The 15,342-nt window shown below is 34.1% G+C and carries 12 protein-coding genes; 9 read left to right on the top strand and 3 right to left on the bottom strand.

The window, feature by feature from the left end; all coding sequences use genetic code 11:
* Positions 1-19 precede the first annotated feature (19 nt).
* Positions 20-2,455 (top strand): transglutaminase domain-containing protein, encoded by a 2,436-nt coding sequence (locus tag DWV06_RS08480; RefSeq protein WP_115481755.1) that lies wholly within the window; start codon positions 20-22, stop codon positions 2,453-2,455.
* Positions 2,456-2,466: 11 nt separating this feature from the next.
* Here DWV06_RS08480 and ymfI read toward each other — a convergent pair whose 3' ends face one another.
* A complete protein-coding gene (gene ymfI, locus DWV06_RS08475; protein ID WP_115481754.1) occupies positions 2,467-3,198 on the bottom strand; it encodes an elongation factor P 5-aminopentanone reductase in 732 nt (243 codons plus the stop codon).
* Positions 3,199-3,443: 245 nt separating this feature from the next.
* Between ymfI and hpf the strand changes: the two genes are divergently transcribed.
* From hpf to DWV06_RS08440, 7 genes are all read left to right on the top strand, one after another.
* A complete protein-coding gene (gene hpf, locus DWV06_RS08470; RefSeq protein ID WP_115481753.1) occupies positions 3,444-3,971 on the top strand; it encodes a ribosome hibernation-promoting factor, HPF/YfiA family in 528 nt (175 codons plus the stop codon).
* A 257-nt stretch (positions 3,972-4,228) separates the two neighbouring features.
* The gene (secA, locus tag DWV06_RS08465; RefSeq protein WP_115481752.1) at positions 4,229-6,793 is read left to right on the top strand and encodes a preprotein translocase subunit SecA; all 2,565 of its coding nucleotides are present in this window, start codon (positions 4,229-4,231) and stop codon (positions 6,791-6,793) included.
* 8 nt (positions 6,794-6,801) lie between these two features.
* Positions 6,802-7,918 (top strand): peptide chain release factor 2 gene (prfB, locus tag DWV06_RS08460; RefSeq protein ID WP_115481815.1). Its coding sequence is split into 2 segments (ribosomal slippage): positions 6,802-6,876 and positions 6,878-7,918, totalling 1,116 coding nucleotides; the frame shifts between segments, so codons are not numbered across the junction.
* 194 nt (positions 7,919-8,112) lie between these two features.
* Complete coding sequence (locus DWV06_RS08455) at positions 8,113-8,556, top strand: ACT domain-containing protein (RefSeq protein ID WP_115481751.1); 444 nt, start codon at positions 8,113-8,115, stop codon at positions 8,554-8,556.
* A gap of 7 nt (positions 8,557-8,563) precedes the next feature.
* Positions 8,564-9,778 (top strand): homoserine dehydrogenase, encoded by a 1,215-nt coding sequence (locus DWV06_RS08450; protein WP_115481750.1) that lies wholly within the window; start codon positions 8,564-8,566, stop codon positions 9,776-9,778.
* Positions 9,779-9,794: 16 nt separating this feature from the next.
* Positions 9,795-10,994 carry a cofactor-independent phosphoglycerate mutase gene (locus DWV06_RS08445; protein WP_115481749.1) on the top strand — a complete coding sequence of 400 codons (1,200 nt, stop codon included), beginning with the start codon at positions 9,795-9,797 and terminating at the stop codon, positions 10,992-10,994.
* Between the two features lie 49 nt (positions 10,995-11,043).
* Positions 11,044-12,249 carry an aspartate kinase gene (locus DWV06_RS08440; RefSeq protein WP_115481748.1) on the top strand — a complete coding sequence of 402 codons (1,206 nt, stop codon included), beginning with the start codon at positions 11,044-11,046 and terminating at the stop codon, positions 12,247-12,249.
* 40 nt (positions 12,250-12,289) lie between these two features.
* Here the strand turns inward: DWV06_RS08440 and DWV06_RS08435 are convergent, their stop codons facing one another.
* Entirely contained in the window at positions 12,290-13,237 is a 948-nt protein-coding gene (locus DWV06_RS08435) for a dienelactone hydrolase family protein (protein WP_115481747.1), read from the bottom strand.
* A gap of 1,087 nt (positions 13,238-14,324) precedes the next feature.
* On the opposite strand from DWV06_RS08435, the gene DWV06_RS08430 reads away from it, so the two are divergent.
* Positions 14,325-14,744: a DUF2752 domain-containing protein gene (locus DWV06_RS08430; RefSeq protein WP_115481746.1), complete on the top strand. Its 420-nt coding sequence runs from the start codon at positions 14,325-14,327 to the stop codon at positions 14,742-14,744.
* Between the two features lie 44 nt (positions 14,745-14,788).
* Here DWV06_RS08430 and DWV06_RS08425 read toward each other — a convergent pair whose 3' ends face one another.
* Entirely contained in the window at positions 14,789-15,319 is a 531-nt protein-coding gene (locus DWV06_RS08425) for a DUF4190 domain-containing protein (protein WP_115481745.1), read from the bottom strand.
* Between the last annotated feature and the right edge of the window lie 23 nt (positions 15,320-15,342).

Raw genomic sequence — 15,342 nt, 5'->3', positions numbered from 1 at the left:
TAGGAAGAGGATATTGAAAATGAACATAAAGAAGAAATTAGTTATTGGAATTTTGGGTGCTGCTGTGTTTTGTATTGTAGCGGCCGGAGTAATCTACAAATTAGGATATTTGCAAATAGGAACGAATGCTTTAAAGGATGCGAAGTATGTATCATCCTCCCGTTTGGCATCAAATATAAAAGATAAGTATGCAGACGATAATTTATATGGCTACGATTATGGGGAACCTATTAAGGATGTAACCCGAGATTATGTTATGAATATTGAACTAGGTTTTGATCTATCAAAAGTTGAATTTAAAAAGTGGACTGAATTATTTGGTTTTTATAAAAATCCTGATTTAACTGGGGAATATACGCCAACTTATGAAGTTGCTGACCGTAATAATAAAGTAAAAATTCATCCACCAGGATATCCTAAGGGAAGGATATCTACGAACAATTTACAATATGATTTTTTGGAGAAATATAATAATACAGGCAGTCGCATAGGTACTTACTTGTTTGATAAAGATGCTGGTACAAACTGGGGAAATATTGAAACGGTATACATGGCAACATATATAGATTTAAAGACAGGTAAAAAGTTAGACAAACCACTTGTTCGTGTTATTACATTCCAAGGTGAAATTAAAGAAAGTCCAAAGCTTTCATATTCTGTTACAGAGAATGGACTTGTAAAATTCCAGTGGAGTGAAGTTGAAGAAGCCGATGAATATATTGTTGGAATGATTAACGATCCAAGTATAGCGTCATCTTCCGTCGACGTGATAGGAGTTACAAATAAGACAGAATGGATTTCCGAAGTTCCGAAAACTGGTGATTATAATATGAATAATAGTTTTAAAACTTTTAAAGTTTGTGAAGACACTTGGTTTGATAAAGATGCATCAAAATTTGCAATAGAAACAACAGGAGCAAAAGAGGGTGTTGTAACAGATAAGGATTATATGAATAAAGAATTTTATGTAATTGCTATTAATAAAGATGGTACATCGATGTTAAGTAATCCTATTAAAGTTTCAAATATTGCTTCAAATGTACCATATCAAATAGCAGAATACAAAGGAATTAAGTTAGGTGAAAAAAATAATAATAGTAAATATAAATCAGTAAAAGAAATGCCACTATATGAGTATGTGACTATGTGTGATGGATATATAGCCAAGAAATTGATTGAATATAATACATCTGAAGCGCGAGTAATTAGTAAACATTTAATTACTATTGAAAAAAATACTAATAAGTATATAAAAAGCAATGATGTTAAATTCTTAATTATACCATATAAAGTTGCTGGAACTCCATATATTGATACTGTGGAAATACAAGATTATGATGAAAAAAACTTTGAAAATGATATGAAAATTCTACAGTCACGTCAAGACGAGTTACGAAAAAAATCTGGTGATGTTAAAATTGATTCCGACATTCAAGTAAAAGAGGATAAAAAAGGGAAAGAGCAGGTAAGGCAAGTAGATACAAAGATTACTGCTAACAGTGCCTTGAGTGAATATTTAGCTGAAAATATGTTGGGAACGTCATCCATAATTGACTTATCAGAATTCCCTGAAAGTACTGACCAGAATCTTTTAGAAGACGCATGGAAGGAAGCATATTATCAAAATCCAGCTATTTTGGGTATTAAGGGATATCAATTAAGTCGTGATGGTAATGCTATAAAAATAGTCTATGATAATGATGATTCTACAACTGCTGTTAAGCAAAAAGAAATTTTTAAGAAGGTTCAAGAAATCAACTCAAAAATTATTAAAGATGGTATGACAGACTTAGAAAAAGAGCTTGCTATCAACCAATATTTATGTGATACCATTGAATATGATGAAGCAGCGCTTAAGAGTGCAGAAGAAAATGATTTCAAATCAGTTGATGAAAATTTTAATGATTCTTTTACAGCCTATGGAGCGTTAATTAACGGAAAGTGTGTTTGTGCAGGATATTCGGCGGCATTTAAGCTTCTGGCAGATGCTGCAGGTTTAGAATCAATTGTAGTAACGGGATTGTTAGATGGTAATTTGGCACATGCATGGAATAAAGTAAAGGTTGATGGAAAATGGAAAATCATTGATAGTACAAATAATGATAACGAATACATGACCAATGCGTTATTTAACCTCCCTAACTATGCTGGAGACAGAGTTTTAGTAGAAGATGAAGAATTTGCTATCGATAAGTGTTTGACTAATTATGAAGCAAAAGAAACAGAATCAGAATATTACAGAATTAGTTCCAAATACTTTGATGGAAAGAAAATAGCAGAACAATTGGCTAAGGAAATAAAAGAAAAAGGCAGCACTACATTACGTACCGATTATGAATTAAATGATGATCAGTTTAATCAAATTGTAGCTCAGGTTTACAAGATATTGGGAGATAATACAGAATTATACGGATATCATTGGATGGGAGTCATTTATTTGACAACAAAAATGTAAGGAGCTGATAATTAGCACCAGCCCCCATCTAAGGAAATGATCTGACCGGTAAGGTAGTTATTAGAAGTACATAGCTGCATCGTAAGGTGAGCCACTTCTTCAGGAGTACCGAAGCGATTAGAAGGGATTTCATTTTTTAAGCACTGAGTATCTTCAGGTGAGATGCAATGGTTCATGGCAGTATCTATGACTCCACATGCGATTGCGTTTACCTGAATATTACTTGGTGCTAATTCTTTTGCAAGGGCTTTTGTTAAGGAATTGATTCCGCCCTTCGAAGCAGAATAAGCGACTTCATAAGAAGCGCCATGAATCCCCCAGACAGAAGATATGTTTATGATTTTTCCCTGATGTTTTGTCAGCATAATAGGAATTACGTTCCTTGAAAAATAAAATGCAGAGGAGAGATTAGTCTGCATAATATGGTTCCAATCTTCGATTGACATATCTTGAAGTAAACCAAAGTATGAGATTCCGGCGTTGTTTACCAGTACATCAATATTGGAATGTTTTGTTTTTATTAGTTCGAAAAGTTTATCTACCTGTTGAGGATTTCCACCGTCACAGGATACACTGGAACATTGAACGCCATAGGTTTGTACTAGAATCTTTTCTAAATCTTTTAAAGTTTCCATAGATTTAGAACAAGTAAGTATTAAATCATAACCATGAGAAGCAAACGTAGTTGCAATAGCCCGTCCAATTCCTCTTGAAGCGCCTGTTATAATAGCGGTTTTAGCCATAGACATTCTCCTTGTATAGTTAAATTTATGTTCATCATATTATAGCTTGCTATTAATAAAAAGGCAAATAATTAGAAAAACGTAAAGTTTTTGTTAAATTGTTAAAAAATTGTAAAATCATTGCTTGAAACAAATATAAAGTATGGTATAATTATTACATGATACAAGTTATAAATCATTCAGTGCTGAAGAAAGTACATAAGAGTGTGGGTATCACAGAATAAACGATAAAGGAGTTGGACATTATGCGTTTTACTATTACTGGAAGAAATATTGAAGTGACAGAGGGCTTAAAATCTGCTATTAAGGAAAAGATTGGTAAGTTAGAGAAGTATTTCACTCCTGAGACGGAAGTAATTGTAACTTTAAGTGTTGAAAAAGATAGACAAAAAATTGAAGTAACGATTCCTGTTAAAGGGAATATTATACGTTCTGAGCAAGTTAGCAATGATATGTATGTATCCATTGATCTAGTGGAAGAAATTATTGAAAGACAATTAAAGAAATATAGGAATAAGATTATAGATCATAAGCAAAGTGGTTTGAATTTCCAGAAAGAATTTTTGAACAAAGAATATGAAGAAGATGAAGAAATCAAAATCATTCGTACCAAAAAGTTTGGTGTGAAACCAATGTATCCGGAAGATGCATGTGTACAAATGGAATTATTGGGACATAATTTTTTCGTATTCCGAAATGCAGAAAACGATGAAATTAATGTTGTTTATAAAAGAAAAGGCAACACATATGGTCTGATAGAACCAGAGTGCTAATATTAATATAGGAAGAAAAAGAATAAAAGCCACCGTTAACTACTTAATTTTGTAGGACGGTGGCTTTATACGATGAAAGGAATATATGAAAAAGGATGAATTTAAGGCAATTTTAAAAATAGTAGAAAATTGTTCACAAAATTTTTATTGTTTAAACGTCATGTTAGTGATAAAATGAACATTAAAGTGTCAATAAGGTAATTGATAAAAAATAATAAGAGAAAATAAGAATTAATTATTAGAAACGGGAGCGAAGCATGGGATTTATACAAAAAATATTTGGAACACATAGTGAGCGCGAGTTAAAATTAATATCTTCAACGGTAGATAAGATTGAAGCATTGCGTCCCGCAATGATGGAACTCTCAGATGAAGAGTTAAGGGACAAGACAAAGGAATATAAAAAAAGGCTGAGCGAGGGTGAAACGTTAGATGACATTCTTCCGGAAGCATATGCTACGATAAGAGAGGCTGCCAGAAGAGTACTCTCAATGGAACATTATCGTGTACAGTTAATTGGTGGAATGATTCTTCACCAGGGTAGAATTGCCGAAATGAAAACAGGTGAAGGTAAGACTTTAGTTTCTACACTGCCGGCATATTTGAATGCATTAGAAGGAAAAGGTGTCCATATTGTTACAGTAAATGACTATCTGGCACACCGTGATGCGGAATGGATGGGTAAAGTACATGAATTTTTGGGTCTGACGGTCGGCGTTGTTTTGAACTCAATGGACAATGATGAAAGAAGAGAAGCATATAACTGTGATATCACCTATATAACCAACAACGAATTAGGATTCGATTATTTGCGTGATAATATGGTTATTTATAAAGAGCAGTTAGTTCAAAGAGATCTGCATTTTGCCATTATCGACGAAGTCGATTCTGTCTTAATTGATGAAGCAAGAACACCATTGATTATTTCCGGTCAAAGTGGAAAATCTACCAAATTGTACGAGGCTTGTGATATTTTAGCCAGACAATTAGAAAAAGGTGAAGCGAGTGGAGAGTTTACCAAGATGAATGCCATTATGGGCGAGGACATTGAAGAAACGGGTGACTTTATTGTTAATGAAAAAGATAAAGTAGTCAATTTGACCGAAGAGGGTGTCCATAAAGTAGAGAAATTTTTCCATATTGAGAATCTTGCAGATGCTGAAAATTTAGAAATTCAGCATAATATAATTTTGGCACTTCGTGCACATAATCTAATGTTCAAGGATCAGGATTATGTAGTGAAAGATGATCAAGTTCTGATCGTAGATGAATTTACTGGTCGTATTATGCCCGGAAGACGTTACTCCGATGGACTTCATCAGGCAATTGAAGCAAAAGAGCATGTTAAAGTGAAAAGAGAGAGCAAGACACTTGCAACCATTACATTCCAGAATTTCTTCAATAAGTATACAAAGAAGTGTGGTATGACCGGTACCGCTCTTACCGAAGAAAAAGAATTCCGAGATATTTATGGAATGGATGTAATTGAGATTCCTACAAATATGCCTGTTATCAGAGATGATAGACAAGATGCTGTATACAAAACAAAAAAAGAGAAGTTTCATGCGGTTGTAGAAGAAATAATCGGTGCTCATGAAAAGGGACAACCGGTTCTGGTAGGTACTATTACAATTGATACATCAGAAGAACTAAGTGGCTATTTGAAAAAACGTGGAATTCAGCATAAAGTATTAAATGCTAAATTTCATGAGTTAGAGGCTGAGATAGTAGCACAGGCAGGTATACATGGCTCTGTAACGATTGCTACTAATATGGCTGGTCGTGGTACTGATATTAAGCTGGATGAAGAAGCAAAGGCAGCAGGAGGACTAAAAATTATCGGTACAGAGCGTCATGAGTCCCGACGAATTGATAATCAGTTGAGAGGCCGTTCCGGTCGTCAGGGAGATTCAGGTGAATCAAGATTTTATATTTCTCTTGAAGATGATTTAATGCGTTTATTTGGATCCGAACGTTTAATGACAATGTTTAATACACTGGGAGTTCCGGAGAACGAAGAAATTGAACATAAGATGTTATCGAAAGCAATTGAACGTGCGCAGACAAAGATTGAAAATAATAACTATGGTATCCGTAAAAATCTTCTTGAATATGACCAGGTCATGAACGAGCAGCGTGAGATTATTTATGGAGAAAGACGTCGAGTTCTTGACGGAGAGAATATGCGTGATTCAATTTACAAGATGATTACGGATACAGTTGAGAATACGGTAGATGTGTGTATATCAGATGAACAAAGTTCTGAAGAATGGAATTTAAATGAGCTGAATGGATTATTACTTTCTATTGTTCCGATGGAAAAAATCCATCATGCAGATGTAGAGGGAATGAAACGTGATCAGCTGAAGCATCTGTTAAAGGAAAAAGCAGTTAAGCTATATGAAGAGAAAGAAACTGAATTTCCGGAAATAGAAGCAATCCGTGAATTAGAAAGGGTTATTCTGTTAAAAGTAATTGATAGAAAATGGATGGATCATATTGATGATATGGATCAATTGCGCCAAGGTATTGGATTGCAGGCATACGGACAAAGAGATCCACTTGTAGAGTACAAATTAAATGGATATGAAATGTTTGATACTATGACTGCTAATATCCAAGAGGATACGGTTCGTCTTTTAATGCATGTTAAAATAGAAGAGAAAGTAGAACGTGAACAGGTTGCCAAAGTAACCGGTACCAATAAAGATGACTCAGGTCCCCGTACCCCGCAAAAACGCGAAGGTGCCAAAGTATATCCAAATGATCCATGTCCATGTGGAAGTGGAAAAAAATATAAACAATGTTGTGGAAGAAAGTAGGTGTCAGTTTGGTTGAATTAGATCAATTTAAGTATACATTAAATTCATATACAGACTCACTAACGGAAGTAAGGGATTCACTTTGACTTAGCTAATAAGCAAAGAAGAATTGAAGAGTTAGAAAGAGAAATGGAAGCTCCTGATTTTTGGGATGATACAGATACTTCACAAAAGAAAATGAAGGAGCTCAAAGGGATTAAAGACGATGTAGAGACTTATAATCAATTAAAAGAACAATTTGAAGATATTGAAACAATGATCGAGATGGGATATGAAGAAAATGATGGTTCCGTTATTCCGGAGATTGAAGAAATGCTACAGTGTTTTGTCAATACTTTAGATAATATAAAGGTCAAGACCCTTCTTTCAGAGGAATATGACAGATATAGTGCCATATTAAAACTGAATGCGGGAGCCGGAGGAACAGAATCATGTGACTGGGCCGGCATGTTGTATCGAATGTATACAAGATGGGCAGAGTCCAAAGGGTATTCTATTGAAGTATTGGACTATTTAGATGGTGAAGAGACAGGGATTAAATCAGTAACCTTTCAGATAAATGGCGAAAATGCTTATGGTTATTTAAAATCTGAAAGAGGTGTCCATCGACTAGTCAGAATTTCACCGTTTAATGCACAAGGGAAGCGGCAGACTTCTTTTGTATCCTTAGATGTTATGCCGGATATAGAAGAAGATATTGATATCGAAGTCAATGATGATGATTTGCGGATTGATACTTATCGTTCCAGTGGAGCAGGAGGACAGCATATTAATAAAACTTCATCTGCGATTCGAATTACACATTTACCGACAGGCATTGTTGTTCAATGTCAAAATGAACGATCTCAACACATGAATAAAGATAAAGCAATGCAGATGTTGAAAGCTAAGCTTTATTTATTAAAACAGCAAGAAAATGCAGAAAAAGTTGCAGGTATTCGTGGCGAGGTGACAGAAATCGGCTGGGGCAATCAAATTCGTTCTTATGTTATGCAGCCATATACTATGGTAAAAGATCATAGAACGAGTGCCGAATCCGGTAATGTAGATAAGGTGATGGATGGAGACTTAGATTATTTTATCAGCGAATATTTAAAATGGAATAGTTTAAATAAGAAAGAATAGTATGAATTTAGCATCGGTATTTGCCGGTGCTAAATTTTTGTATCATTTTGTCGAAAAGAAGGAGTTAATCATATGTCTTGAAATAAGTACAAGAAAATAGTTGCATAAAAGAAAAACATATGTTAATATCTTTGTTAGAAAGACAAATGTATTTACTATAAAAACACAATGCAGATAAGGCAGGTTTCGAATTTATGGTTGAGAAATATCAATATTTTGTATTAAAGAAGAAAGCGGTTCCGGAAGTTTTGCTTAAAGTTGTTGAAGCAAAAAGATTACTTGAGTCGGATAAAGTTGCTTCAATTCAAGATGCAACAGATCAAGTTGGAATTAGTAGAAGTTCATTTTATAAGTATAAAGATGATATTTTTCCATTTCATGATAATGCAAGGGGTAGAAATATTACCGTTGTTATGCAGATGGATGATGAACCGGGACTTTTATCTGAGGTTTTAGGAGTAATTGCTGTTCACAAAGCTAATATTCTTACAATTCATCAAAGTATTCCGATTAATGGAGTTGCATCGGTTACTTTGAGCGTGGATATTTTGCCGACTACAGGTGATGTATCAAATATGATAGAAGAGATTGAAGAAAAAGAAGGCATTCATTATTTGAAAATAATAGCTAGGGAGTGAAACAAACATGATAAATATAGCAGTTTTAGGATATGGTACAATAGGTTCAGGTGTAGTAGAAGTATTGGATACGAATTCGGAGAGTATAGCGAATCGGGCAGGAGATGAAATACAAGTTAAATATGTCTTGGATTTAAGGGATTTCCCCGGAGAATCTATCCAGGATAAAATTGTTCATGATTACGAAGTAATTGTAAACGACCCGGATATACAAGTTGTTGTTGAAGTAATGGGTGGAGTTGAACCTGCATATACTTTTGTAAAACGAGCGTTACTTGCAGGAAAGCATGTCACTACATCCAATAAAGCTTTGGTTGCGAAGCATGGAGCAGAGTTAATTGCAATAGCGAAAGAACATAGTATAAATTTCTTATTTGAAGCAAGTGTAGGAGGAGGGATACCTATTATCCGTCCTTTAAATTCCTCTCTTACAGCAGATGAGATCCAGGAAATTACAGGTATCCTTAATGGTACCACAAACTATATGATGAGCAAGATGACCAATGAAGGACTAGAATTTGATGAAGTTTTGAAAGATGCTCAGGAAAAAGGTTATGCGGAAAAAGATCCAACAGCAGATATCAAAGGACATGATGCTTGTAGGAAGATTGCGATACTCACATCGTTAGTATGCGGGCAGCAAGTAGATTATGAAGATATTTACACAGAAGGAATTGATAAGATTACGGCAACGGATATTAAGTATGCTAAAGCTATGGGAAGAGCAATCAAATTATTAGCTTCCAGTAAAAGAGTTGATGAAAGCTTTTATGCGATGGTTGCCCCCTTTATGATTTCCCAGGATCATCCACTGTTTAGTGTGAATGATGTCTTTAATGGTATTTTTGTGAGGGGAAATGTATTAGGAGATGCTATGTTCTATGGAAGTGGAGCAGGAAAACTTCCTACGGCAAGTGCTGTGGTGGCAGATATAGTAGACATTGTGAAACATTTAAAGACCAATATTTTGGTAGAGTGGAGTAAAAAGAAATTAAATCTAGTGGATATGAAGGCTTCTAAGCGAAGATTTTTTGTCCGTATGAGAGGAACAGTAGAAGAAAATTTAGAGAATCTGCAAGAAATATTTGGAAAAGTAATGACAGTAACGCTTCCTGACGTAAGTGGTGAATTTGGTTTTGTGACAGATATAATGTCAGAAGCTGAATATAACGAAAAAGTCAAGAGGATAGAAGAAGTCATCCAAATGATTCGGGTAGAATAAGAAGGAGGGGTCACGAATGAAATATGTTATCGTATTAGGTGATGGTATGGCTGATGAGCCAATAGAAAGTTTAGGAAATAAAACTCCGTTGGATTATGCTAAGACACCTGTAATGGATGAATTGGCAAAGAAATCTGAAATAGGATTAGTTCATACAATTCCTGAGGGAATGAAACCTGGCAGTGATACAGCTAATTTATCGGTATTAGGTTATGATCCAAGGAAATATTATTCAGGACGTTCACCATTAGAAGCACTTAGCATCGGGGTGGATATGAAGGCTACAGATATATCTCTTCGTTGTAATATAGTAACAATTACTGATGATGAAAAGCCATATGAAGAAAAGAGAATTATTGATCACAGTGCAGGTGAAATCAGTTCAGAAGAAGCTACGATATTGATAGAGGCAGTTCGTAAAGAATTAGAAACAGAAACATACAAATTTTATGTTGGAACCAGTTATCGCCATTTGATAATTTGGGATCATGGTGAAACTATTGATCTGGTTCAGCCTCATGATGTATTAGATCAGACAATTGGTCAGCATCTACCTGGTGATACTGTTCTTAGAGAAATGATGAAAAAAAGTCATGAAATTTTGAATAATCATCCAATTAATGTCTCAAGAAGAGAAAAAGGATTGCGTCCTGGAAATTCCTTGTGGTTTTGGGGAGCAGGAACAAAACCGACGCTTTCATCTTTTGAAGAAAAAACTCATAAAAAAGGTGCAATGATTTCAGCGGTTGATTTGTTAAAAGGAATAGCAGTCGGTGCAGATATGTTCAATATAGAAGTAGAAGGTGCCAATGGAGGGCTTCATACGAATTATGAAGGGAAAGCAGAAGCGGCAGTTGGTGCATTATTAAATCAAGGATTTGATTTTGTATATGTTCATGTAGAAGCGCCGGACGAAATGGGTCATCAGGGACTTATAGATAAAAAAATTCAAGCAATAGAAAATTTGGATCAGCGTGTGATTAAAATAATAAAAGAAGCATTGGATGAATCCAAAGAAGATTATCGAATGCTCGTTATGCCGGATCATCCAACACCAATACGCATTAGGACTCATACAAGTGACCCGGTTCCCTATATGCTTTATGATAGTACCAAATGTATAGATAATCAATTGAAGTATAATGAAAAAGATGCTAAAGCTAGTGGAAAATTCATAGGAAAAGGACATGAAATGATAGATTATCTATTTCAATAAGTGATATTAAAGCAGTAGAATAAGACAGTTATAAAATCAGGAGGACATTATGCTTATAGTTAAGAAATTCGGTGGAACTTCAGTTGCCGATAAAGAGAGAATTTATAACGTTGCCAGAAGATGTATTGAAGATTATCAGAAAGGTAATGATGTTGTAGTTGTACTTTCTGCTATGGGAGATACGACAGATCATTTGTTAGAATTAGCAAATGAAATCAATCCGAATCCTTCCAAAAGGGAAATGGATATGTTATTGGCCACTGGTGAACAGACGTCTGTAGCATTAATGGCAATGGCAATGGGAGCATTAGATGTTCCGGCCGTTTCTCTAAATGCTTATCAAGTTGCAATGCATACTACATCAAGTTATAGTAATGCACGTTTGAAAAGAATTGATTCAGAAAGAATCCGCCATGAATTAGATTCCAGAAAAATAGTAATTATCACCGGCTTCCAGGGAATAAACAAATATGATGATTATACTACTTTGGGCCGTGGAGGTTCCGATACTACAGCAGTCGCATTGGCAGCTGCTTTGAAGGCAGATGCTTGTGAAATTTATACAGACGTAGAAGGTGTATATACAGCAGATCCGCGCGTTGTACCGAATGCGAAAAAATTGAAAGAAATCACATATGATGAAATGTTAGAACTTGCTACGCTGGGGGCAAAAGTATTGCATAATCGTTCAGTAGAAATGGCAAAGAAATACGGAGTGCAATTAGTAGTACGTTCCAGTTTAAATACAGCAGAAGGAACAATTGTTAAGGAGGCAGTAAAAATGGAAAGAATGCTTGTTAGTGGAGTGGCGGCAGATAAAAATACAGCTAGAATTGCAGTAATGGGATTGAAAGATCAACCAGGTATTGCATTTAAAGTATTTAATTTATTAGCAAAACGTAATATTAATGTAGATGTTATTTTACAATCTGTTGGCCGTGATGGAACAAAGGATATTACCTTCACAGTTGGTAGAGATAATTTAAAAGAAGCTGTTGAGACTTTAGAAGAATATAAAGACAGCCTTACAGCTCAGAAAATAGAAATTGAAGAAAATGTTGCTAAAGTTTCTATTGTAGGAGCAGGAATGATGACAAATCCGGGAGTGGCAGCATCAATGTTTGAAACTTTATATAACGTTGGCGTGAATATAAAAATGATTTCAACATCTGAAATTCGAGTAACTGTTATTATTGATGAAACAGATGTTGATAAAGCAGTACGTGCGGTACATGATGCATTTTTAGAAGAGTAAGAATTTAAAGAGGGGTAAGTTGAAAAACTTACCCCGTTTTTTATGGATTCATTAAATTGGAAGTTTCCCAGATAGAAACATTACTATTGGGCCTTGTAATAAAAGCTAACCAACGGGAGTCTCCATCCAGATAAGTTTTCTGAAATGCAAGTGCGATTGCAGCCACATCATTAGATGCAGAAATAGGCGAAGTCCAATTTAAATGGCCTGCTGATGCAACTTCATATAGTACTTTTGGTACATTTGCAGGAATATTTTTATAAACTCCATTAGATTGTCCCAAGCCTCCAAGACCTGTAGTATCCATAGCACCATTCATAATTAAAGTAGGGCATTTTGTATTGTAACCTTTTGAATTTAAGTTCGTGGATGATAAATTATGCCCCGCTATTGTCATAGCTGTTTTGAGTCCTGAATATTCTGCAGAATTAATCCAAGTAGCTCCACCACCCATGGACCAACCCATTGCTCCGATTCTATCCGTAGCGACTTTTTGATAGAGAGGACTGTTCAAACGTGAATTTTCTGTTTTTAATGCATTCAGAACGGTTCTTTGCTGCAGAGCTCTCAAAGAGACAGGGTCTAGTGGAGTTAATGTGTCAAAAGTTACTAATATAATACCGTGTGATGCGAAAAACGGCCCCCAAGCTGCCAATGCTGATTGTTTGGCTGTATAGGGAGGACAATAAACAAGCCCGGAATAAGGTGCTGTTCCGCTTGTTGGATAATAAACCGTTGCACCTCCGGTACCATATACAGATAGAAGAGGCAGGCGATAAGAATTATAAGAAAATGGGCCGTTTCCGGCATATTTTCCCGGTGCTTCTTCATTGCGGATGATTGCAGGGCTATTAGCAAAGGCATTCATAGGAAAAATTGTTGTGATAAATGCCAATACTAATAAGTAAGTAAAGATAGTTTTAAAGATAGATTTGCTTCTTGTTGTGATTTTTGCTGTTTGATCGAAAGATGACTTCTCCTTATTCATATAATTCTCTCCTACTAAATATATTCCTTAAAATAGTTGTTATTAGCGATGTCAATTAAGAATACTGTTTTCAAATACCCCGTGTAAAACCCTCCTTATCTTATTAATTTAGTATCAATTGACAAAATTAATTAAAAAAACTTAATATATTGCCAAAACAATACTTTAAGGTAACATAATTTTAATAGTTGTGCAATAATATGTCAACTTAAGAAATATTAAAGTATATTCTATAAAATAAAAAGACCAGTTCCCCTCGGTGAAAGAGGAACTGGAAAAGTGGGTGCCATAGGCGTTTTGGTTCTTTATTTTGAATTGTTGTTTTGTGATTTTGTATTTGATCTATATCAAATGATTTGGTATATTTATAGAATGAATTGTGGTCTATCTTAAAATCAAGACGTTTTCCTTGTTTCTAAAAGTATTCTTTTTATCAATTCCTCCTTTTTGTAATAAGATTATTTATGTTAGGTAATCAAAGCATAATTGAATATAGATAAGTATGTTATTTACTAATGTCTTTATCAATGTGTTTTAAGATAATGTAGCACCTCCGTTTGTAAGAATTACATTAATAAAAACATATTCTCTGCATGACAAATGTTAAATTTTGTTATAAATACTACTATAAACAATATGTTTGCGTAATATAAATTTAACATTTACGTAACATAATGTCAATACCTGAATCTGAAAAAAATATAAAATATTACATTTTAGAATTATTAAAACGGTAAAGAGAGTTTGTATTAGCATTATTACTCTAAATATAGCTAAAATTGTAGAAAAAAGGAACCGAACAATATTAAGAATATCTTACAAATAAATTAAAATAATATTAATAATAAATTGAAAAGAAAATTCTTTAAAATAAAAAAGTATCTATAAAATATACAGATACTTTTGTGTTTATAAAATTATGTATTTGAATCAGTAGGAAGCTGATTGGTTAAATAAAAAGCAGTATTGTTTTTAGTCAATCGTTATTTGAATTGTATAAATTATATCACAAATTCAGTCACAAGTCTATTGCCCCTTATTTGATTTTTTGATATGATATATTGTGGAAAGAAAAAGGGGGAAACGGATGGATTCAGAAAATAAAGGATTATATATTACCGGATGGATATTATTTGTAATTGTTTTAATAGCATTCCTTTTAGGGGAAGTATTTTCAATCTCGTTATCATCTATTACGGCACCATGTCTTATACATAGCTTATTTGGATTGTATTGTCCTGGTTGTGGTGGAACAAGAGCAGTAATGAGTTTAATGAAAGGAGAAATTCTACAGTCTTTTATTTATCATCCGGTAGTTCCTTATACAGCAGCGATTTATATGATTTATATGGTCACAAATACCATTCAGCTGGTATCTAAAGGAAAAATCAAAATAGGTATGAAATACAAAGATATTTATTTATGGATTGCACTTTTTATAATTATATTAAATTGCTTTATAAAAAATATTGTCTACATAGGCTGGGGAATTCGTATTATTAAATAAAGCTGTTCTGCTATAATTGATATAGCAAAACAGCTTTTAGTATTTTATAATATTTGATTTAGAAACGGAAGAATGGATAAACTGTTATCATAATCATAATTGGAATATTCTCTGGTAATTTCCCGTTGAAAATCATCCCATCCACCATAACTGTTGATACCGATAATTATTAAAATAATATAAATAATAGCAAGAACCAATCCGATAGAAGATATTATAATACCAATCGTTGCTTTTGAGTCTCTTTGAGGAGCATTGCCTTTAGAAAGAATTCCAAAAATAAGACCGAGACCAGCGAAAATTGGACAACAGCAAAATACAGCAGGTATTGATAAAATACCTAATACTAGAGAAGCGATTGCCATTCCGTTTGAGCCTGTTGGCTCTGGAGCATTGTTATTATTATAATTATATGACTGCTGGTAATTATTGTAATTGTTGTTTCCTTGTTGCGTTTCAGGATAGTTGTTGTAACTTTGATTTGAATCAGTGTAGTTGTTTGGTACCTCGTTTTGATTCTGATTTGTGGTATTTTGATCAGAATTTGGATTCCAATCATTATCATTGTAATTCATGATATATCCCCCTTGAAATAAAT

Origin of the sequence: Anaerosacchariphilus polymeriproducens (assembly GCF_003363435.1) — a bacterium.
Taxonomy (GTDB): Bacteria; Bacillota; Clostridia; order Lachnospirales; family Lachnospiraceae; genus Anaerosacchariphilus; species Anaerosacchariphilus polymeriproducens.
This window is presented reverse-complemented; position numbering and strand designations above follow the sequence as displayed.

Bases quoted from the DNA above. Each gene is read 5' to 3' on its own strand.
- DWV06_RS08480 (WP_115481755.1), top strand. From the start codon at position 20: ATGAACATAAAGAAGAAATTAGTTATTGGAATTTTGGGTGCTGCTGTG.
- ymfI (WP_115481754.1), bottom strand. From the start codon at position 3,198: ATGGCTAAAACCGCTATTATAACAGGCGCTTCAAGAGGAATTGGACGG.
- hpf (WP_115481753.1), top strand. From the start codon at position 3,444: ATGCGTTTTACTATTACTGGAAGAAATATTGAAGTGACAGAGGGCTTA.
- DWV06_RS08445 (WP_115481749.1), top strand. From the start codon at position 9,795: ATGAAATATGTTATCGTATTAGGTGATGGTATGGCTGATGAGCCAATA.
- DWV06_RS08430 (WP_115481746.1), top strand. From the start codon at position 14,325: ATGGATTCAGAAAATAAAGGATTATATATTACCGGATGGATATTATTT.
- DWV06_RS08435 (WP_115481747.1), bottom strand. From the start codon at position 13,237: ATGAATAAGGAGAAGTCATCTTTCGATCAAACAGCAAAAATCACAACA.
- DWV06_RS08455 (WP_115481751.1), top strand. From the start codon at position 8,113: ATGGTTGAGAAATATCAATATTTTGTATTAAAGAAGAAAGCGGTTCCG.
- DWV06_RS08425 (WP_115481745.1), bottom strand. From the start codon at position 15,319: ATGAATTACAATGATAATGATTGGAATCCAAATTCTGATCAAAATACC.
- DWV06_RS08440 (WP_115481748.1), top strand. From the start codon at position 11,044: ATGCTTATAGTTAAGAAATTCGGTGGAACTTCAGTTGCCGATAAAGAG.
- DWV06_RS08450 (WP_115481750.1), top strand. From the start codon at position 8,564: ATGATAAATATAGCAGTTTTAGGATATGGTACAATAGGTTCAGGTGTA.
- secA (WP_115481752.1), top strand. From the start codon at position 4,229: ATGGGATTTATACAAAAAATATTTGGAACACATAGTGAGCGCGAGTTA.